The following is a 19,033-nucleotide window of genomic DNA, read 5'->3' on the forward strand; positions in this document are numbered from 1 at the left end:
TGCCCCGTCGAGAGGCCACTCCTGGTCGCCTCTGCCCCGTCGAAAGGCCACTCCTGGTCGCCTGTGCCAAACCGTGGAGTGCGACAAACGGTGGCCTCTCGACGCGGGGAACGCGACAAGAGGTGGCCTCTCGACGGGGTGAGGAGGTGAAACGGGCCGGGAGTGGGTGCGTGCAGTCAGTAGCGCTCGCGGCCGCCGCGGTCGGTGAGGTTCCAGGCGTCCTCGGACTCCTCGTCGTCCTCCTCCACGAGCGGCGTGATCTCACCCGGGCTCCACGCGGCCACCGCCGTCGTGTCGTCCTCGCGCAGCCGTCGCTCCCCGCGCTCCGCGACGATCGCCGCCGTGCGCTGGGGGGCCGCGGCGTCGTCGGCGTCGTCGACCTCACCACCGGCGTATGCCGGGTCGCCCGGGAACGCACCCGGCGGCTCGATCGCGACGGGCGGGGCGGCATACGGCTCGGGGTGCTCGATGAGGTCGGCGACGTCGTCGGGCTCGTTGGGGTGCGGCACGTCCTCGCCGCGCAGCAGCGCGAGCGTCTGCGGAAGGTCGTCGGGGCGCACGAGCACGTCGCGGGCCTTGGACCCCTCGCTCGGGCCGACGATGCCGCGCGACTCGAGCAGGTCCATGAGCCGTCCGGCCTTGGCGAAGCCGACCCGCAGCTTGCGCTGGAGCATCGAGGTCGAGCCGAACTGCGTCGTGACGACGAGCTCGGTCGCCTGGAGCAGCACGTCGAGGTCGTCGCCGATGTCGTCGTCGATCTGCTTCTTGGGCGCGACGACGGTGACGTCCTCGACGTAGTTGGGCTTCAGCTGGGTCGTGACGAACTTGACGACCTCGTGGATCTCGGACTCGTTGACCCACGCACCCTGCACGCGCATCGGCTTGCTCGCACCCATCGGCAGGAAGAGCGCGTCGCCCTGCCCGATGAGCTTCTCGGCGCCGGGCTGGTCGAGCACGACGCGTGAGTCGGCCAGGCTCGAGGTCGCGAACGCCATCCGCGAGGGCACGTTGGCCTTGATGAGTCCCGTCACGACATCGACCGACGGGCGCTGCGTCGCGAGGACGAGGTGGATGCCGGCGGCGCGCGCGAGCTGGGTGATGCGCACGACCGACTCCTCGACGTCGCGTGGGGCGACCATCATGAGGTCGGCGAGCTCGTCGACGACGACGAGCAGGTAGGGGTAGGTCGTGATCTGCCGCTCGGACCCCGGCAGCGGCTTGACCTTGCCGGCCCGCACCGCCTTATTGAAGTCGTCGATGTGCTTGAAGCCGAACGCCGCGAGGTCGTCGTAGCGCTGGTCCATCTCCTTGACGACCCAGGCGAGGGCTTCGGCGGCCTTCTTGGGGTTGGTGATGATCGGCGTGATGAGGTGCGGGATGCCCTCGTAGGCCGTCAGCTCTACGCGCTTGGGGTCGACGAGGATCATCCGCACCTCCTCGGGCGTGGCCCGCATGAGGATCGAGGTGATCATCGAGTTGACGAAGCTGCTCTTGCCCGAGCCCGTGGCGCCGGCGACGAGCAGGTGCGGCATCTTGGCGAGGTTGGCGATGACGTAGGCGCCCTCGACGTCCTTGCCGACGCCCATGACCATCGGGTGCTCGTTGGTGCGGGCCGTGTTGCTGCGCAGCACGTCACCGAGCGAGACGTTCTCACGGTCGAGGTTGGGGATCTCGATGCCGATGGCCGACTTGCCCGGGATGGGGCTGAGGATGCGCACGTCGGCCGACGCGACGGCATACGCGATGTTCTTGGAGAGGGCGGTGACCCGCTCGACCTTCGTGCCCGAGCCGAGCTCGACCTCGTAGCGCGTGACCGTCGGTCCACGCGTGAAGCCGGTGACGGCGGCGTCGATGTCGAACTGGTCGAAGACGCCGGTGAGCGACTCGACGACGCGGTCGTTGGTCTCGCTGCGGGTCTTGTGCGCCGGACCGGGGGTGAGCATCGCGTGGCCGGGCAGGCGGTAGGTGATGTCGCCGCCGAGCGAGAGCTGCTCGACCCGGGCCGGCAGGTCGGACATCGGCGGGGGCACGAGCTCGGCCTTGGGGCCGATCTTCGAGGTGTCGGGCGCCCCGAGCGTGCGCGGGTCGGTCGCGTCGATGACACGCTCGGTCGCGCCGGCCGCGGCACCGGCCGCGGATCCACCCTTGGTGCCCGACGGGCGGGGCACGAGGAGGCCGGGCGGCGTGGGTCGCTTCTCGCCGGGTCGGGGTGTGTCGGCGTCGTCCTCGAGGCTCTTCTGGGCGGCCTGGCGGAAGGCCTCGTCACCGTCACGGTCGCTGAGGTCGACGGCGCGCCGCCGCTTCTTGGCCTCGGGCACCTGCTGGGTCGCGTCGGTGTCGGCGGCCTCGGCGTCGTCGACCTCGCGGTGGATGACGAGCGCGCGCAGCTGGCGCAGGCGCGTCGGGATCAGGTTGACCGGGGTCGCGGTGATGACGAGCAGGCCGAAGAGCCCGAGGAGGCTGAGCAGCACGATCGCACCGGGCACGGAGACCGCCGCCGCGACGGGGCTCGACGCGAGGAAGCCGATGATGCCGCCCGCGGCACGCATGCCGTCGGCGCCGTCGGGAGGGTTGGGGATGCCGTCGGCGATGTGGGAGAGGCCGCACGCGGCGAAGGTCAGCGCGATCGTGCCGACGACGATGCGATTGGTCGAGCCGTCGTCCTGGGGGGCGCGCAGCAGGCGGAGGCCGAGGGCGAGCAGCACGAGTGGCACGGCATACGCGACGCGTCCGAAGGTGCCGGCGAAGACGGCGTGCACGACCTGGCCGAAGACCCCGCTGACGCCCCACCACTCGCGCGCCGCGACGACGACCGCCAGGGCGATGAGGGTGAAGCCCAGCCCGTCACGGCGGTGCTCGGGCTCGAGGTCGGCTGCGCTGTGCCCGACCCGGCGGACCGCGCCCCCGGCGAGGTGCGAGACGCCCATCCACGTGTTGCGTACGGCGCCGAGCGGGAAGGGCAGACCCCCGTCGCGCGTCTTGGACGTGCGGGCGGGTGCCTTGCGGGCGGCCGGCTTGCGCTGCGCCGGCCGGGTCGACCGGGCAGCCGCCGGGCGTGACGAGCTGCCACCCGACGTGCCCTTGGCACGGGTCGCGGCGGCGCTGCTCGGTCGCGGACTGCTGGACGGACGTGTCGCCATGGTCGCACCGTACGTCAACGTCCCTCCCAACTCACGCGTCACACGCGCACCACCGCTGAAAGAGTGCGAGACGAGTCCTGCCCTGGTGCCCCACTCGTAGGCTGGGGGTGTGAGCACGGGGCCGCCCCCAGCCGAGGGACACGACGCCACCGGGGGCCTCACACCGCCCGGCGGCCCGGCGCTGCGACAGCTGCTCGCGATCCGGCCGTTCCGCAACCTCTTCGCGGCCGGCACCATCTCGAGCTTCGGTGACTGGCTCGCGCTGCTCGCCACCACGGCGCTGGCCGCCGAGCTCGCCGCCGACGGCGTCGGTGAGTACCTCGCCGTGTCGGGAGTCTTCATCCTGCGCATCGCACCCGCGGTGCTCCTCGGCCCACTGGCCGGGGTCGTCGCCGACCGGCTCGACCGGCGCCACACGATGGTCGTCGGCGACCTGCTGCGCTTCGCGCTCTTCGTCTCGATCCCGGTCGTCGGCTCGTTGTGGTGGATGTATGTCGCCATCGTGCTCATCGAGTGCATCTCGCTCTTCTGGAACCCCGCCAAGGACGCGACGGTGCCCAACCTCGTGCCCCCCGCTCGGCTCGAGCTGGCCAACCAGCTCGGACTCGTCGGCAGCTACGGCACGGCGCCCGTCGCGGCCCTGGTCTTCTCCGGTCTGTCACTGCTCAGCGGCCCGTTGCGCACCGCCGTGCCCGGGCTCGACCCCGAGGGCATCTACCTCGCGATGTACGTCAACGGCGCGACCTTCCTCGCCAGCGCGTGGATCGTCTCGCGGCTCACCTTCCCGCCGCGGGCCGCGAGCGAGGCGCTGGCCGGGCAGTCGGTCCTGCGGACGGTCACCGACGGCCTCCTGATCGTCAAGGAGCGGCCCTTCGTGCGTGGCCTCATCGCGGGGATGCTCGGGGCCTTCGCCGCGGGCGGGCTGGTCATCGGGCTCGCGACCCGCTTCGTCAAGGACATGGGTGCGGGGGCGCCGGGCTACGGGATGCTCTTCGTGGCCGTCTTCACGGGCATGGCCATCGGGATCGTTGTCGGCCCGCGGGTGCTGGCCGGGCTCTCCCGACCGCGCATCTTCGGTGCAGCGCTGACGAGCGCGGGGGCCGTCCTGCTCGTGCTCGCCGTCGTGCCCACGCTCCTCGTCGCGCTGCCCCTCGCGACTGTGCTCGGCGCCGTCATCGGCGTGGCCTGGGTGGTCGGCTACACGCTGCTCGGCCTCACCGTGGAGGACGAGGTGCGCGGTCGCACCTTCGCACTCGTGCAGTCGCTCGACGGGGTCGTGCTCGTGCTCGTGCTCGCCGTCGCTCCGCTGCTCGCCGCCACGTTCGACGCGGCGCTCTCGCTCCCCCGCACGCTCACGCTCGGGCCGATGGAGCTCACCTACACAGGGGCAATGGCGGCCTACCTGCTCGCGGGGCTCGGGATGGGGGCAGCCGGCCTCGCCGCCTGGCGCTCCATGAACGACCGCCCGGGCCTCTCGCTCGCCGCGGAGTTCCGGGACGTGCGGCGTCGTCGGCGCTCCCGCTGAGCTGCTGCGGCGGCGCCCACTCCGCTCGGCAGGCGCCACAGCGCCTCGTCTCAGATGACGACACAGCCGGTCTTGACCGGTGGACAGTGCTGATCGCCCTCCCCTATCGTTCTGCGCAGGTCATGAGTGCCAGTGACAAGCCCCGGCTCGCTGGCCAGCAACCCTCCTCCGCGGTGGGGTGCTCCGGGTGACGACCAGGCTGTGCCTCGTCCCACGCGTGTCGAGGTCCGGCAAGCGCGGGCCTGCATCCGGTGGGTCCCACACCCCAGGAGCAGTCACATGTCGGTCCTTCCCAGCACCCTCTGCGGCGCCTCGGCGGCCGCGGCCCCCGTCGTGCGCACCCGTGCCCTGCACGCCGTGCCCGACACGGCCGCCCTCCCCCGGGTCGTGGGCGCCGGGCTCACGGTGCCCACCCTCACCGGCCCCACGGCATACGCCAACCTCGACCACGCCGCGTCGACCCCGGCCCTCGAGACCGTCAAGCAGGCGGTCGACCGCACGCTCGAGACCTACGCGTCGGTGCACCGCGGCGCCGGCTACGCCTCCCGGCTGACGAGCGCGTGGTACGAGCAGGCCCGCGCCGAGGTCGCCGACTTCGTCGGGGCGCGCGCCGACGACACCGTCATCTTCACGCGCACGACGACCGACTCGTGGGGCGTGCTATCCCGCGCCCTGCCGAGCCGCACGACCGTCTTCGTCTTCGGCACCGAGCACCACTCGACGCTGCTCCCGTGGGGCCGCTCGCGCACCGTGCGGCTGCCGGTGCCCCAGAGTGTCGACGACGCCGCCCTGCTGCTCGAGGAGGCGCTCGCGGACCACCCCTCGCGCCACCGTCTCGTCGTCATCGCGGCCGCCTCCAACGTCACGGGTGAGGTGTGGCCGGTGGAGCGCTTCGCCTCGATCGCCCACGCTCACGACGCCCGCATCGCCGTCGACGCCGCCCAGCTCTCGGCGCACCGCACGATCGACCTCGCCGGCTGGGACGCCGACTACGTCGCCTTCTCGGGCCACAAGACCTACGCCCCCTTCGGAGCCGGAGTGCTCGCGGGACGCAGCGACTGGCTCGACGCGGGCACCCCCTACCTGCTCGGCGGCGGGGCGACCCGCGCCGTGACCGACGACGGCATCCTGTGGGCCACTGGCCCGGCCCGCCACGAGGGCGGCAGCCCCAACGTCGTCGGCGCGGTCGCCATCGCTGCCGCCTGCGCGACCATCCGACGCCACCGCGAGGCCATCGAGGCCCACGAGGCGCGGCTGCTCACCCGCCTGCGCGAGGGCCTCGAGGCCGTGCCCGGTGTCGATGTGCTTTCCTTCTTCGACGACGACCACGACCGGGTCGGGGTGCTGGCCTTCACCGTCGCGGGCTGGGACTCCTCCCTCGTGTCGCAGGCGCTGTCGGTCGAGCACGGCATCGGCGTGCGCGACGGCAAGTTCTGCGCGCACCTGCTCGTCGACGAGCTGCTCGACGACCCGTGGGGCGAGCACCCGGCCACCGCGGTGCGCGCGAGCATCGGCCTCGGCACCACCGACGAGGCCGTCGAGCGCCTCATCGGGGCGGTCGACTCCCTCGTCGCCCACGGCACGGCGGCCACCTGGACCCGCACCGAGGCCGGCTGGGCCGTCGAGGGCGGCGACCCGCGCGAAGTCGAGGTCGAGCGACCCTGGTGACCGCCTGGGTCGAGGTGATCCTGGCACCCACGTCAGGCCCGGCATCACCTCGAACCGGGAGTCAGGGTGCGGCGGGCAGGGCGTAGCTGCCCCACACGGCGGCGTGGTCGGTGCCGTTGAGGGCCACCTGACCGGAGTCGATCACGGTGAGGCCGCGACTCAGCACGTGGTCGAGCTGCACGAACGGCGGCAGGCGGCTGTCGGCATACGGCCAGGTGCGCACCCAGCCACTGCCGGTGGTGCGCTGCGCGTCGTCGAGACCGGCGGCGACCGCCCGGAAACCCGGGTGCGCCGACGAGCTGTTGAAGTCGCCGACGATCAGGATCGGATCCGCTCCGGTCTGCCGCTCCTTCCACGCCTGCAGCGCGCGCAGCCCCGCACGCCACTCGGGGGTCTGGCCCGAGATCGGGGCGGCCGGGTGCGCTGTCTGCACGCGCAGGTCGACCCCGTCGATCGTCACCGCCACCTCGGGCTGGCGGTTGGGTGAGCCGCCGAGGTCGGCCGACACCTCCCGCAGGGGGTAGCGCGAGAGCACCATGGTGCCCGCGTAGCCGTCGGCCTCGGCCTCACCGACCTGCTGGGGGAAGTAGGAGTCGGCACCCTCCCTGGTGAGGCCCTCCACCGCCCCGGGCGTCACCTCGGTGAGCACGAGGACGTCGACGGCGTGGAAGCGGACGGCGTCCATCAGCTGGGTCGGCTGCGCGCCCCCGACCCGCAGGTTGGCCGACATGACCGTGAGGTCGCGAGTCGCGTCGGGCGACGCGTGCGAGAGGAAGGCCGGCACGACGAGCGTCGCGGCCACCGCCACGGCGAGCCCCACCGGCAGCAGCATCCACCACCTCCGCAGGAGGGCCGTCACGCCGACGAGCAGCAGCAGGCCGATGGCGACGAACGGCGCTGCGGTCTGGAGCACGACGACGGGGTATGCCGTCGTGTCGATCCAGCGCAGCGTCCCCACGGCGACGAGGCTGAGGAGCACGACGAGGATCGCGACGTCGAGCAGGAGGCGACGTCGGGCGGGAGCCGGCATCGACACCTCAGGCCTGCAGCACGACCGGGATGATCATCGGTCGCCGCCGGATCTTGCCACCGACCCACGAGCCGACCGTGCGGCGCACCACCTGCTGGAGCTGCTGGTCGTCGCGCACCCCGTTGGCGACGGCCTCCTCGATGGCCCGCTCGACCTTGGGGATCACCTGCTGGAAGATCTCCTCGTCCTCGACGAAGCCGCGGGCCGTGATCTCGGGGCCGCTGGCGATCTTGCCGGTGGCGGCGTCGAGCACGACGATGCAGGTGATGAAGCCCTCGTCGCGCAGGATGCGGCGGTCCTTGAGCAGCGCCTCGTCGGCCCCACCGACGCTGCTGCCGTCGACGTAGACGTAGCCGCACTCGACGACGCCCGTCACCTCGGCCACTCCGTCGACGAGGTCGACGACGACGCCGTCCTCGGCGAGCACGACGTTGCGCTCCGGCACTCCCGACTGGATGGCGAGCTGGGCGTTGGCATACATGTGCCGCCACTCGCCGTGCACGGGCAGCACGTTGCGCGGCTTGACGATGTTGTAGCAGTAGAGCAGCTCGCCGGCGCTCGCGTGCCCCGAGACGTGCACCTTGGCGTTGCCCTTGTGCACGACGTTGGCGCCGAGGCGCATGAGCCCGTTGATGATGCGGTAGACGGCGTTCTCGTTGCCGGGGATGAGGCTGCTCGCGAGCAGCACCGTGTCTCCGGGGCCGACGTCGATGCGGTGCTCCCGGTTGGCCATGCGCGAGAGGGCGGCCATCGGCTCGCCCTGCGAGCCGGTGCAGATGAGCACGAGCTCGTCGTCGCGCAGGCTGTCGATGCGCTTGATGTCGATGAGGATGCCGTCGGGCACGCGGAGGTAGCCGAGCTCGGCGGCGATGCCCATGTTGCGCACCATCGACCGGCCGACCATCGCGACCTTGCGACCGGCCTTCTCTGCGGCGTCGAGGACCTGCTGCACGCGGTGCACGTGGCTGCTGAAGCAGGCCACGATGATGCGCCGCTCGGCGTGCCGGAAGACCTTGTCGATCGCGGGAGCGATCTCGAGCTCGGGGGTGGTGAAGCCCGGCACGTCGGCGTTGGTCGAGTCGGTGAGGAAGAGGTCGACCCCCTCCTCGCCCAGGCGGGCGAAGGCGCGCAGGTCGGTGAGGCGGCCGTCGAGCGGCAGCTGGTCCATCTTGAAGTCCCCGGTGTGCAGCAGCGTGCCGGCCTCGGTGCGCACGAAGACGGCGAGCGCGTCGGGGATCGAGTGGTTGACGGCCACGAACTCCAGGTCGAAGACGCCGAGCCGCTCGCGCTGCCCCTCCTTGACGGCCATCGAGTAGGGCCGGATGCGGTGCTCCTTGAGCTTGGCCTCGATGAGCGCGAGGGTCAACGTGGAGCCGATGAGCGGGATGTCGCCCTTGAGCTTGAGCAGGTAGGGCACGGCACCGATGTGGTCCTCGTGGCCGTGCGTCAGCACGATGGCCTCGATGTCGTCGAGCCGGCCCTGCAGGTAGGAGAAGTCAGGCAGGATGAGGTCGACCCCCGGGTGGTGGTCCTCCGGGAAGAGCACGCCGCAGTCGATGATGAGCAGGCGTCCCTTGGTCTCGAGGACGGCCATGTTGCGGCCGACCTCGCCGAGCCCGCCGAGGGCGACGACCCGCAGGCCGTTGTCGGGGAGGGCGGGGGGTGCGGTCAGCTCGGGGTGAGGGTGGCTCACAGGTGTCCTGTCATTCGGTGGTGCGGTCGCTGGTGGCGACCGGCGGTGGCTGAGTGGGGGTCACGCCGAGACGACGGCCAGCGCCTCGCGGACGAGGCCGCGCTGCACCTCGTCGGCGGGGACGAGCGGCAGGCGCACCGTCGGACCGCCGATGAGACCCTGCTCGACGAGGGCGGCCTTGGCCATGATGGCGCCCTGGGTGACGTTCATGACCGCCTCGACGATCGGGGCAAGACGCCGGTGCACCGCACGGGCGTCGTCCCAGCGGCCGGCGAGCACCGCGTCGGCCATCTCGCGGTATGCCGTGGGGGCCACCTGCGAGGTGACGCCGACGAAGCCGACGGCACCGTTGGCGAAGTGCAGGAGGTTGGCCGCGTCGTCACCGGAGTACCAGTCGAGACCGGTGGCCTGCATGAGCTCGCTCGCGAGCCAGTAGTCGGCGCGGGCGTCCTTGACCGCGCAGATGCCGGGGTGCTCGGCGATGCGCACGTAGGTCTCGCGGGCGATCGCGATGCCGGAGCGGCCGGGGATGTCGTAGACCATGACCGGCAGGTCGCTCGCGTCGGCGATCGCGATGAAGTGCGCCACGAGCCCGGCCTGCGGCGGCTTGTTGTAGTACGGCGTCACGGCGAGGACGGCATCGGCGCCGACCTTCTGCGCGAGCCGCGTCTCCTCGACGCTCTTGGCCGTGTCGTTGCTGCCGGTGCCTGCGATGACGACGGCGCGGTCGCCGACCGCCTCGACGACGGCGCGCAGGAGGTCCACCTTCTCCTCGGCAGACGTCGTCGGCGACTCCCCCGTCGTGCCCGACACGACCAGACCGTCGTGGCCGTGGTCGACGAGGTGCACGGCGAGGGCCTGCGCCTGGTCGAGGTCGATGGAGCCGTCGTCCCGCATCGGGGTGACCATCGCCGAGAGGACGCGTCCGAGTGCGGGTGCTCCTGCCATGGGGCAAGGTTAGCGCCCGCACCTGCAGCCCACCCGTTGCGCCCACCGCTATCTGGCGCGCGCCGGCGGCGGCACCAGCGGGGCACGAAAAAGCGAGGCACTACTCGCTCGGGGGTCCGAGTAGTGCCTCGCACCTGCTTCATCGCGGCAGCGGCGCGGGCGTTACAGACCTGGCGGGAAAATTCTTCGGCGAGACCCTCGTGGGGCTCAGGATCGCCGCTCGTAGCTCACCCAGGTGAAGCCGTCGCGCTGCTCGCGGCCGGTCTCGAGCCAGTCGTCGGGGTCGATCGGGGGGAACGTGACCGAGCCCGGCGGGGACTGGTCGACCTCGGTGATGAGCAGTCGGGCGGCATACGGCATGGCCATCCGGTAGATCTCTCCCCCACCGACGACGAAGACCTCGTCGGAGGGCCCGGCGAGCGTCAGCGCGTCGTCGAGCGAGTGGGCGGTCTCGACCCCTGCATGGTGCCAGTCGGGCTGGCGGGTGATGACGATGCTGCGGCGGCCGGGGAGGGAGCCCATCGAGTCGAAGGTGCGCCGACCCATGACCATGGGATGGCCCATCGTCTGGCGCTTGAAGTACTTGAGGTCCTCCGACAGGTGCCACGGCATCGTCTCGCCGTCGCCGATCACGCCGTTGCGGCCGACGGCCGCGATCATCGTCACGCGGGTCATGGCCCCAGCCTCCCAGATGCAGCACCGGGCGGAGCCGATCGGCCTCAGACCGCGATCGGCGCCCGGATGCCCGGCTCGGCGACGTAGTCGAGCAGCTCGAAGTCGTCGATGTCGAACTCGTCGATGCTCCGCTTGCCCGCGGTGATGCGCATCGTCGGGAGGGGGTGCGGGGTGCGGGTCAGCTGCAGCCGGGCCTGGTCGAGGTGGTTGAGGTAGAGGTGCGCATCACCGAGCGTGTGCACGAACTCGCCCGGCTCGAGGTCGGTGAGCTGGGCGACCATCTGCGTGAGCAGGGCGTAGGAGGCGATGTTGAACGGCACGCCGAGGAAGATGTCGGCACTGCGCTGGTAGAGCTGGCAGGAGAGGCGCCGCCGCCCGTCGTCGCCGGGGGGCGAGACGTAGAACTGGAACATCGTGTGGCACGGGGGCAGCGCCATGTCGTCGACGTCGGCGACGTTCCACGCCGAGACGATGAGCCGGCGACTGTCGGGGTTGGTGCGGATCTGCTCGATGACCTTGGCGATCTGGTCGACCCGCCGACCGTCGGGCGTCGGCCACGAGCGCCACTGGTAGCCGTAGATCGGGCCGAGGTCGCCGTGCTCGTCGGCCCACTCGTCCCAGATCGAGATGCCGCGCTCCTGGAGCCACCGCACGTTGGTGTCGCCGCGCAGGAACCACAGCAGCTCACCGATGATCGAGCGCAGGTGCAGCTTCTTGGTCGTCATGGCCGGGAAGCCGTCGGCGAGGTCGAAGCGCATCTGGTGGCCGAAGACGCTGAGCGTGCCCGTGCCGGTCCGGTCGGACTTCTGCTGGCCGTGGGTGAGGACATGGTCGAGGAGATCGAGATACTGCCGCACGTCCGCAGCCTAACCCCGAGCGGCGACACGACCCCACGACGTCCGGGTGGACCGCGCCGAACTCACCGGGCGAGGGCGACGAAGACGTCGTAGACCATGAAGGCCGGCCAGAAGAGCCCCTGGAAGACAGCGAGGACGTACTCCCCGAACGCGTCGGCCTGCTGCCAGAAGTAGACCCACGCCCCGAAGATGCCCAGGCTGTAAAGGACACCACCGCCGGCTGCACTCGCATTGCTGTTGCTCATCGCTCGCTCCTCCACCGTCCTCTCCAGTGTGCGCCTCGCACCGTGGGCCTGGTGGTGGCTTGGAGGCACCGCCCACGAGACCCCCGTCACCCTGCCCCGGCAGGGCGCTCGGAAGGGCGCTCGGCCGGACGCCTCGATCACCCGGAGGGCTCGAGGGCGGAGTCGAGGAACGGTCCGACCCGCCGGTCCCACTCGGTGCGGGCGGCCGCGAGGGCGCCGGTGTGCCGACCGGGCGCGAGCCACACGCTCACCGAGGTGGGCGACCCAGCGGCGATGAACCGGGCCGCGCCCACCTCCTCGACGGACGCCGCCGAGGCGACGAGCAGCACACGCCGCGGCGCCGCCGCTGCTGCCGAGTCGCGCAGGGTCGGCGGCGGCGACGCCGAGGTCAGCAGGTCGGTGGCGCCGTAGGTGAGCCGGTCGAGCTGCTCCTGGAGCAGCCCGCGCACCCCGAGCTCCTCGGAGAGCCACGCCTTGTCGCCGGCCACCCGGTTGGTGGCGCCCTCGGCCACGACGGCCCTGATCCGGTCGTCGGCGGCCAGGGCGCCGACGGCCTGCTCCCCTCCCATCGACAGGCCGACGACGCCCACGCGCCCGTCGTCCACGTCGGTCCGCCGGGCGAGCAGGTCCACCGCCGCACGGAGGTCGAGGTCGCCGAACCACCCGAAGTCCATCGCCCGGCCCTCGCTCGCGCCGTGGCCCCGGGCGTCGACCAGGAGCACGCCGTAGCCCCGCGCCGCCAGGACGGCTGCGTGGTCGAGCACGCTCGACCTCGTGGACCCGGCGCCGTGGCAGAGCACGACCGCCGCGCCGTTCGTCGAAGGGACATACCACCCCGCGAGGCGCACGCCGTCATCGGTGAGGGTCGTGACGTCCTCGTGGCGCAGGCCCACGCTCTGGGGTGTCCTGTCGCCCAAGGCGGCTCGCGGCACGTTCGTCGCCGCCACTGCCTGCCCCAGCGTCAGCGCGGCCGTTGCCACGAGGACGACCGCGAGGGGCACGACGAGCAGCCGCGCCACGAGGTGCCCGGCACGCCACACCGACCGGACGCCGACGACGAGGAGCGCCAGGCCGGTCAGGGCCGCGAGCAGCGCCACGACCGACGTCGCGGTGAGCCCGTCCTTGACGAGGTGCGGGGAGAGCCCGACGCCGATGGCCAGGCAGGTGGCCCCGGCCACGAGGGCGAGAGCGCCGACGAGGGCAGGCGCGCGGGCGGGTGTCGGCCTCGTCTCGTCGAGCCGCCCGTCGTCCATGGTCAGGCGTCGTAGTCGAGACTGACCGCGTCGGTCACGGGGTGGCTCTGGCACGCGAGCACGACGCCGGCCGCGACCTCCTCGGGCTCGAGGGCGTAGTTGCGGTCCATCCGCACCTCGCCCGCGACGACGCGGGCCCGGCACGTGCCGCAGACCCCGCCGGTGCAGGAGTAGGGGGCGTCGGGCCGCGCGCGGAGGGTCGCGTCGAGGATGGTCTCCTCGCGGCTCGGCATCGGGATCACGGTCGTGCGCCCGTCGAGGTTGATGGTCACCACGGCCTCCGGTGGCGCCCCGTCGTCGACGACGACCGGCCGCCGCGGCGTCGTGCCGTCGTCGACGTGGAAGATCTCGTGGTGCACGTGGCCCGGGTCGACGCCGCGCTCAAGGAGCAGCTCCTCCGCGCCGGTGACCAGGCCGAACGGCCCGCACAGATACCACTCGTCGACCTGGTCGACGGGCACGAGGGCGGCGAAGATGGCCGCCAGCCGCTCGCGGTCGAGTCGGCCGTGGAAGAGCTCGACGTCCTGGGCCTCGCGCGAGAGCACCGGGATGAGCTGGAAGCGCCCGGGGAAGCGGTTCTTGAGGTCCTCGAGCTCCTCGAGGAACATGATCGAGCTCGTGCGCCGGTTGCCGTAGAGCAGCGTCGCCCGGGAGCCCGGCTCCTCCTCGAGCGCCGTCGTGAGCAGGGCGATCACGGGCGTGATGCCCGACCCCGCCGCGATCGCGACGTGATGACGTATGCCGTCCGGCCGGGTCGGGCAGGTGAAGGACCCGAGCGGGGTCATGACGTCGAGCACGTCCCCCGGCGCGACGACGTCGTTGAGGAAGGTCGACATGCGCCCCTCGGGCACGCGCGCCACGGCGACCCGGCGCAGCTGCTCCATGCCGGCGGCGCCGCGCGACTGGCAGATCGAGTAGGACTGGCGCACCTCCTGCCCGTGGATGGTCGCCCGCACGGTCAGGTGCTGCCCGGGCTCGAAGCGGTAGTCCTCGATGAGCCCGTCGGGCACCGCGAAGGTGACGGCCACGGCGTCGTCCGTGAGTCGCTCGACGGCAGCGACGGTGAGCGGGTGGAAGCGGGCCCGGTGACGCGAGGGCGCGGGGGCCTCTTCGGTCGCGGTCGTGACGTCGGTCATTCAGATGGCCTTGAACTCGTCGAAGGGCTCGAGGCACGCGTTGCACCGGCGCAGGGCCTTGCACGCGGTCGAGCCGAAGTGGGCGATCTCGGTCGTGTCGGTGGAGCCGCACCGTGGGCAGGCGACGACGTGGCGGCTGAGGCTCACGGCGACCGGGCCGCGAGACTCCCCTGCCGCGGCCGGCCCGGGCGGGGCGATGCCGAAGCGCTGCAGCGCGGCCCGGCCCTCGTCCGTCATCCAGTCGGTCGTCCACGCCGGCGACAGCTGCGTGCGGACGTCGGCGGCATACCCCTGCTGATGGGCCTCGAAGGCGATGCGTGACGCGATCGCCTCCATCGCGGGGCACCCGCTGTAGGTCGGGGTGATCGTCACGACGACGGTGTGTGCCTCCTCGTCGACCTCGACGTCGCGCAGGATGCCGAGCTCGGCGATGGTGATGACCGGCACCTCAGGGTCGGGTATGCGCGAGATCGCCTGTGCGAGAGCGGAATCCACTGCCACGGCCATCACCACGTGGCGCCGGGGTGTGACCGCGCGATGTGCTGCATCTCGGCGAGCAGGTAGCCCATGGGCCGCGAGTGGATGCCGGACCGGCCGCCCCGCGAGCGCCACGGCGAGCCGTCAGGCAGCGTGAGGGTCGCCTCGTCGGCGACGCGCGACACCCGCGCGACCACGGCGTCGTGCAGGCTCGAGGGCAGCACGCCCACCCCGAGGCCGGCGGCCGTCACGGAGGCCTCGTCGTCGTCGAAGAGCTCGGCGAGGTGAGGCAGCACGCGCTCGAGGGCGGCCTGCATGCGGCGGTGTGACTCCGGCGTGCCGTCGCCGAGACGCACGACCCACAGCGAGGCGTGGTCGAGGTGGTAGCGCACCTCCTTGAGCGCCTTGCCGGCGACCCCCGCGACGACGTCGTCGGACGAGCCGGTGAGCGCCGTCTGGAGCTCGACCTGGTAGGCGGAGAACCACAGCAGGCGGGCCATCTCGTCGGCGAAGTCACCGCGCTCCTGCTCGACGAGGTGCACGTTGCGCCAGTCGCGCTCGTCGCGCAGCATCGCGTAGTCGTCCTCGCCGCGGCCGGTGCCGTCGATAGATCCGATGTAGGGATAGAGCGCGCGCGCCTGGCCGAGCAGGTCGAGGGCGATGTTGCCGAGCGCCATGTCCTCCTCGATCTGCGGGGCGTTCGTCATCCACTCGGAGAGGCGCTGCGCATAGACCATGGCATCGTCGGCGAGCCCGAGCAGGTAGGGCGCGACAGGGCTCACGCCGGACGGACCGTTGTCGGCCGCGCCGGGTAGGGCCTCGTCGGACTCGGACGGGGCGTTGGTGGAGTTCACGAGACCGCTCACAGGTACTCGACATCGTCGGGCACGTCGTAGAAGGTCGGGTGGCGATAGATCTTGTCGGCCGCCGGGTCGAAGAAGGAGTCCTTCTCGTCGGGGCTGCTCGCCGTGATGTCGTCGGCGCGCACCACCCAGAGCGAGACCCCCTCCTGGCGGCGGGTGTAGACGTCGCGGGCGTTGCGCAGCGCGAGTGCCGCGTCGGGCGCGTGCAGCGAGCCGGCGTGCACGTGCGAGAGCCCGCGCTTGCCGCGGACGAAGACCTCCCACAGCGGCCAGCTCTTCTCGGCGGGGGCGGCTGTCGGCGCCTCGGGCGCGGCTGCCGACGCCTCGGCGGGCGGGGTCGCGGCTCCGCTCACGCGGCACTCTCCCGTCGCGGCGACGCCTGCTTGGCGGCATACGCGGTCGCGGCCTCGCGCACCCACGCGCCCTCGTCGTGCGCCCGGCGACGGTGCTCGATGCGCTCGGCGTTGCACGGCCCGTCACCGCGCAGCACCCGCCAGAACTCGTCCCAGTCGATCTCGCCGAAGTCGTAGTGGCCGCGCTCGGCGTTCCAGCGCAGGTCAGGGTCGGGCAGGACGATGCCGAGCTTGTCGGCCTGCGGCACCATCATGTCGACGAACTTCTGGCGCAGGTCGTCATTGGCGAAGCGCTTGATGCCCCAGGCCATCGACTGCTCGGTGTGCCCGCCCTTGACGGCGGCGTCCCCCGTGTCGGGAGGACCGAACATCGCGAGCGCGGGCCACCACCAGCGGTTGGCGGCGTCCTGCGCCATCGCCTGCTGCGCCTCGGTGCCGCGCATGAGGGTCCAGAGGATCTCGAAGCCCTGCCGCTGGTGGAAGGACTCCTCCTTGCAGACCCGGATCATGGCGCGCGCGTAGGGGCCGTAGGAGCAGCGGCAGAGGGGCACCTGGTTCATGATCGCGGCGCCGTCGACGAGCCAGCCGATGGCCCCGTTGTCGGCCCACGTCAGCGTCGGGTAGTTGAAGATCGAGGAGTACTTCTGCTTGCCGTCGTGCAGCCGGTCGAGCAGCTCCGCGCGGTCGATGCCGAGCGTCTCGGCGGCGCTGTAGAGGTAGAGCCCGTGGCCGGCCTCGTCCTGCACCTTCGCGATGAGGATCGCCTTGCGGCGCAACGACGGTGCCCGGGTGATCCAGTTGCCCTCGGGCTGCATGCCGATGATCTCGGAGTGCGCGTGCTGGGCGATCTGCCGGATGAGGGTCTCGCGGTACTTGTCCGGCATCGCGTCGCGCGGCTCGATGCGCTGGTCGGCGGCGATGAGGGCGTCGAAACCGTCACCCGACGCCTCGCCTGCCGCTCGCTGCTCGACGTGGGCCGCGGCCTCGTCGTAGGCCGCGGTCTCGGCCGCGTTGAGGGGCACGTTCGGGTCGATGACGTCATTGCCATACATGCGTCCAGTATGCGAGACCGGCGGGTCCGCGTCCAAAGCCGGGGCCGCGTGGCGCCCTGCCGCAGCGGCTCGCGCTGCCTGAGAGGATGCCGGGGTGGCACACGACGAGCAGACGCCCCACCCGCACGACCACTCCCCCGAGCACGCCCACGGGCACGGGCACGACCACGGCGCCGACCACGGCTCCGACCGGGGGCCCGTCGCCGACGCGAGCGTCCGCGTCGCCCGGGTCTCCGACGCCCCTGCCGTCGGGCTCGTGCAGGCCGTCGTCTACCGCGAGGCGTATGCCGGCACGCTGCCCGACGAGGTCGTCGCGCAGTTCGAGCCCCGCGTCTTCACCAACGCCTGGCGCGAGTCGCTGACCAACTCGCCCTCGCGCGACCACCTGCTCCTCGTCGCCTGTGCGGGCGAGCAGGTCGTCGGGCTCGCCGCGGTCGGCCCGTCGACCGACCCTGACGGGCAGGAGGCCGCCGAGCTGCTCGTGCTGGCCGTGCACCCCGAGGCCCGGCGGCAGGGGCACGGCTCGCGCCTGCTCCACGCCGCCGTCGACACGGCACGCGGCCGCGACCGGCACCTGCTGGCTGCGTGGGTGCTCGCCGACGACGACCGCACCCGCGCCTTCCTCACCGCGGCGGGCCTCGAGACCGACGGCGCGCACCGCGAACGGGTCATCGACGCCGACGGCACGACGGCCCGGGAGGTGCGCCTGTCGGCCGGGCTCGCACCGGAGGACGGGTGACCGACCCTGCGCGGCCCGACCCTGCGCGGCCCGACCCCACTGCAGGTCAGCAGCCGGTGCACCGCGGGCACTCCTCCGGGGAGCGCGGCCCGCTGGAGCCGGCACCGGTGCAGGACACCCCACTCGCTGCGGCGCCGCCGGGGTCCGGTCCGCTGTCGAGTGCCGAGCGGCGCCCCATCCTGCGCCAGGGCTTCTCCGTCGCGCTCGCGACCGGTGCCTACGGCGTCAGCGTCGGCGCGCTCTCGGTGGCCGCGGGCCTGTCGATGTGGCAGGCCTGCGTCCTCTCGCTCGTGATGTTCACCGGCGGCTCGCACTTCGCCTTCGTCGGCATCATCGGCACGGGGGGTGTCGCGGCCGCGCCGGCCGCCATCGCGGCAGCGTCGATGCTCGGCGTGCGCAACGGCCTCTACGCCCTGGAGCTGCGCCGCCTGCTGGCCGTGCGCGGCTGGCGCACCCCGGCCGCGGCTCACCTGACGATCGACGAGTCGACGGCCGTCGCTGTCGCACAGGAGGATCCACGAGCATCGCGCTTCGGCTTCTGGGTGACCGGGCTCGGCGTCTTCGTGCTGTGGAACCTCGCGACGCTCCTCGGCGCGCTCGTCGGCGACGCCCTCGGAGACCCGCGCGCCTACGGCCTCGACGCTGCCGCGTGCGCGGCCTTCATGGCCCTGCTGTGGCCGCGGCTACGTGACCGCGAGACGGTGGCGATCGCCGTCGTCGGGGCAGTCATCGCGGTGGCCCTGCTGCCCGCCCTGCCGGCCGGGATCCCGGTCGTCCTCGCCGCGCTCGCCGCCCTCATCGCGGGGCGGCGCTCATGACGCTCTGGGTCGCCGTCATCGTGGCCGCGCTGATCGCCTTCGCCCTCAAGCTCGCCGGCTTCCTCGTCCCCGAGAGCGCCCTGTCGCACCCGCGGGCTCGCCGCGTCACGGCGGCCATCCCCGTCGCGATGCTCGCCGCGCTCGTCGCCACGCAGACCTTCGGCGGGCCCGAGGGCACGCTCGTCATCGACGCCCGCCTCGCCGCGGTCGGCGTCGCCGTCGTGGCGCTGCTGCTGCGGGCACCCTTCATCGTCGTCGTCCTCCTGGGCGCCGTCACCGCAGCCGCCCTCCGCGCGCTCAGCTAGGCCTGACACCCGTCAGTCCGGACCGGTCGTCATGGCAGCGAGCACAACCGGCCCGACCGACAGCGCCTCAGGCGGAGTGGGCGCAGCTCTGGCAGGTGCAGTCCTCGCACGAGCACGTGTCGCACGTGCAGCCGTCGGGGCAGTTGTCGCAGGTGCAGGGCGACTGGGGGTTGGTGTTGACCGGGTCGATCGGGGCGGCCTGACCGCTCATGGTGGTCCTCCTCATCCGGGGCAGGACGTCGTCGTCCCACACCAC

The 19,033-nt window shown here is 72.4% G+C and carries 19 protein-coding genes and 1 riboswitch; of the genes, 5 read left to right on the top strand and 14 right to left on the bottom strand.

The features are described from left to right. Positions 1–176 precede the first annotated feature (176 nt). Positions 177–3,140: a DNA translocase FtsK gene (locus tag LG278_RS13450; RefSeq protein WP_404387604.1), complete on the bottom strand. Its 2,964-nt coding sequence runs from the start codon at positions 3,138–3,140 to the stop codon at positions 177–179. A gap of 109 nt (positions 3,141–3,249) precedes the next feature. Between LG278_RS13450 and LG278_RS13455 the strand changes: the two genes are divergently transcribed. Together LG278_RS13455 and LG278_RS13460 are read left to right on the top strand one after the other, a co-directional pair. Further along, a complete protein-coding gene (locus LG278_RS13455; protein ID WP_404387606.1) occupies positions 3,250–4,665 on the top strand; it encodes an MFS transporter in 1,416 nt (471 codons plus the stop codon). A 118-nt stretch (positions 4,666–4,783) separates the two neighbouring features. After that, a riboswitch (SAM riboswitch) is annotated at positions 4,784–4,908 on the top strand. Between the two features lie 36 nt (positions 4,909–4,944). After that, positions 4,945–6,333 (top strand): aminotransferase class V-fold PLP-dependent enzyme, encoded by a 1,389-nt coding sequence (locus LG278_RS13460; RefSeq protein WP_404387608.1) that lies wholly within the window; start codon positions 4,945–4,947, stop codon positions 6,331–6,333. 61 nt (positions 6,334–6,394) lie between these two features. On the opposite strand, the gene LG278_RS13465 is transcribed toward LG278_RS13460, so the two are convergent. The 12 genes from LG278_RS13465 to paaA all read right to left on the bottom strand — a co-directional run bounded on the left by LG278_RS13465 (position 6,395) and on the right by paaA (position 16,915). Further along, positions 6,395–7,363 carry an endonuclease/exonuclease/phosphatase family protein gene (locus LG278_RS13465; protein WP_404387610.1) on the bottom strand — a complete coding sequence of 323 codons (969 nt, stop codon included), beginning with the start codon at positions 7,361–7,363 and terminating at the stop codon, positions 6,395–6,397. 7 nt (positions 7,364–7,370) lie between these two features. Then, positions 7,371–9,056 carry a ribonuclease J gene (locus tag LG278_RS13470; protein WP_404387612.1) on the bottom strand — a complete coding sequence of 562 codons (1,686 nt, stop codon included), beginning with the start codon at positions 9,054–9,056 and terminating at the stop codon, positions 7,371–7,373. Positions 9,057–9,116: 60 nt separating this feature from the next. Continuing rightward, entirely contained in the window at positions 9,117–10,004 is an 888-nt protein-coding gene (gene dapA, locus LG278_RS13475) for a 4-hydroxy-tetrahydrodipicolinate synthase (RefSeq protein ID WP_404387614.1), read from the bottom strand. Positions 10,005–10,211: 207 nt separating this feature from the next. Then, a complete protein-coding gene (locus LG278_RS13480) occupies positions 10,212–10,679 on the bottom strand; it encodes a dihydrofolate reductase (RefSeq protein WP_404387616.1) in 468 nt (155 codons plus the stop codon). Between the two features lie 44 nt (positions 10,680–10,723). Then, complete coding sequence (locus LG278_RS13485) at positions 10,724–11,536, bottom strand: thymidylate synthase (RefSeq protein WP_404387618.1); 813 nt, start codon at positions 11,534–11,536, stop codon at positions 10,724–10,726. Between the two features lie 62 nt (positions 11,537–11,598). Next, on the bottom strand, positions 11,599–11,781 hold the full coding sequence (locus tag LG278_RS13490) for a hypothetical protein (protein WP_404387620.1): 183 nt from the start codon (positions 11,779–11,781) through the stop codon (positions 11,599–11,601). A gap of 137 nt (positions 11,782–11,918) precedes the next feature. Next, complete coding sequence (locus LG278_RS13495) at positions 11,919–13,034, bottom strand: alpha/beta hydrolase (protein WP_404387621.1); 1,116 nt, start codon at positions 13,032–13,034, stop codon at positions 11,919–11,921. A gap of 2 nt (positions 13,035–13,036) precedes the next feature. Further along, the gene (gene paaE, locus LG278_RS13500; protein WP_404387622.1) at positions 13,037–14,170 is read right to left on the bottom strand and encodes a 1,2-phenylacetyl-CoA epoxidase subunit PaaE; all 1,134 of its coding nucleotides are present in this window, start codon (positions 14,168–14,170) and stop codon (positions 13,037–13,039) included. Continuing rightward, a complete protein-coding gene (gene paaD, locus LG278_RS13505) occupies positions 14,171–14,677 on the bottom strand; it encodes a 1,2-phenylacetyl-CoA epoxidase subunit PaaD (RefSeq protein WP_404387623.1) in 507 nt (168 codons plus the stop codon). Next, positions 14,677–15,513, bottom strand: a complete 837-nt coding sequence (gene paaC / locus LG278_RS13510; RefSeq protein WP_404387625.1) for a 1,2-phenylacetyl-CoA epoxidase subunit PaaC — start codon at positions 15,511–15,513, stop codon at positions 14,677–14,679. The genes paaD and paaC overlap by 1 nt, the downstream gene beginning before the upstream one ends. Further along, positions 15,510–15,776, bottom strand: a complete 267-nt coding sequence (gene paaB, locus LG278_RS13515) for a 1,2-phenylacetyl-CoA epoxidase subunit PaaB (protein WP_404393653.1) — start codon at positions 15,774–15,776, stop codon at positions 15,510–15,512. The genes paaC and paaB overlap by 4 nt, the downstream gene beginning before the upstream one ends. Positions 15,777–15,859: 83 nt before the next feature. After that, on the bottom strand, positions 15,860–16,915 hold the full coding sequence (gene paaA, locus LG278_RS13520) for a 1,2-phenylacetyl-CoA epoxidase subunit PaaA (RefSeq protein WP_404387626.1): 1,056 nt from the start codon (positions 16,913–16,915) through the stop codon (positions 15,860–15,862). A 94-nt stretch (positions 16,916–17,009) separates the two neighbouring features. Between paaA and LG278_RS13525 the strand changes: the two genes are divergently transcribed. The 3 genes from LG278_RS13525 (at position 17,010) to LG278_RS13535 (ending at position 18,777) form a co-directional block, all read left to right on the top strand. After that, a complete protein-coding gene (locus LG278_RS13525; protein ID WP_404387628.1) occupies positions 17,010–17,654 on the top strand; it encodes a GNAT family N-acetyltransferase in 645 nt (214 codons plus the stop codon). Positions 17,655–17,806: 152 nt separating this feature from the next. After that, the gene (locus LG278_RS13530; RefSeq protein WP_404393655.1) at positions 17,807–18,472 is read left to right on the top strand and encodes an AzlC family ABC transporter permease; all 666 of its coding nucleotides are present in this window, start codon (positions 17,807–17,809) and stop codon (positions 18,470–18,472) included. Further along, positions 18,469–18,777 (top strand): AzlD domain-containing protein, encoded by a 309-nt coding sequence (locus tag LG278_RS13535; RefSeq protein ID WP_404387629.1) that lies wholly within the window; start codon positions 18,469–18,471, stop codon positions 18,775–18,777. The genes LG278_RS13530 and LG278_RS13535 overlap by 4 nt, the downstream gene beginning before the upstream one ends. A 67-nt stretch (positions 18,778–18,844) precedes the next feature. On the opposite strand, the gene LG278_RS13540 is transcribed toward LG278_RS13535, so the two are convergent. Further along, positions 18,845–18,988, bottom strand: a complete 144-nt coding sequence (locus LG278_RS13540) for a hypothetical protein (protein ID WP_404387630.1) — start codon at positions 18,986–18,988, stop codon at positions 18,845–18,847. Positions 18,989–19,033: the final 45 nt, after the last annotated feature.

This window comes from Humibacillus xanthopallidus, from assembly GCF_044793955.1.
GTDB lineage: Bacteria > Actinomycetota > Actinomycetes > Actinomycetales > Dermatophilaceae > Humibacillus > Humibacillus xanthopallidus_C.

Coding starts and splice junctions, on each gene's coding strand:
- LG278_RS13450 (WP_404387604.1), bottom strand. CDS start 3,140: ATGGCGACACGTCCGTCCAGCAGTCCGCGACCGAGCAGCGCCGCCGCG.
- LG278_RS13460 (WP_404387608.1), top strand. CDS start 4,945: ATGTCGGTCCTTCCCAGCACCCTCTGCGGCGCCTCGGCGGCCGCGGCC.
- LG278_RS13465 (WP_404387610.1), bottom strand. CDS start 7,363: ATGCCGGCTCCCGCCCGACGTCGCCTCCTGCTCGACGTCGCGATCCTC.
- dapA (WP_404387614.1), bottom strand. CDS start 10,004: ATGGCAGGAGCACCCGCACTCGGACGCGTCCTCTCGGCGATGGTCACC.
- LG278_RS13480 (WP_404387616.1), bottom strand. CDS start 10,679: ATGACCCGCGTGACGATGATCGCGGCCGTCGGCCGCAACGGCGTGATC.
- LG278_RS13490 (WP_404387620.1), bottom strand. CDS start 11,781: ATGAGCAACAGCAATGCGAGTGCAGCCGGCGGTGGTGTCCTTTACAGC.
- LG278_RS13495 (WP_404387621.1), bottom strand. CDS start 13,034: ATGGACGACGGGCGGCTCGACGAGACGAGGCCGACACCCGCCCGCGCG.
- paaE (WP_404387622.1), bottom strand. CDS start 14,170: ATGACCGACGTCACGACCGCGACCGAAGAGGCCCCCGCGCCCTCGCGT.
- paaD (WP_404387623.1), bottom strand. CDS start 14,677: ATGGCCGTGGCAGTGGATTCCGCTCTCGCACAGGCGATCTCGCGCATA.
- paaA (WP_404387626.1), bottom strand. CDS start 16,915: ATGTATGGCAATGACGTCATCGACCCGAACGTGCCCCTCAACGCGGCC.
- LG278_RS13535 (WP_404387629.1), top strand. CDS start 18,469: ATGACGCTCTGGGTCGCCGTCATCGTGGCCGCGCTGATCGCCTTCGCC.
- LG278_RS13540 (WP_404387630.1), bottom strand. CDS start 18,988: ATGAGCGGTCAGGCCGCCCCGATCGACCCGGTCAACACCAACCCCCAG.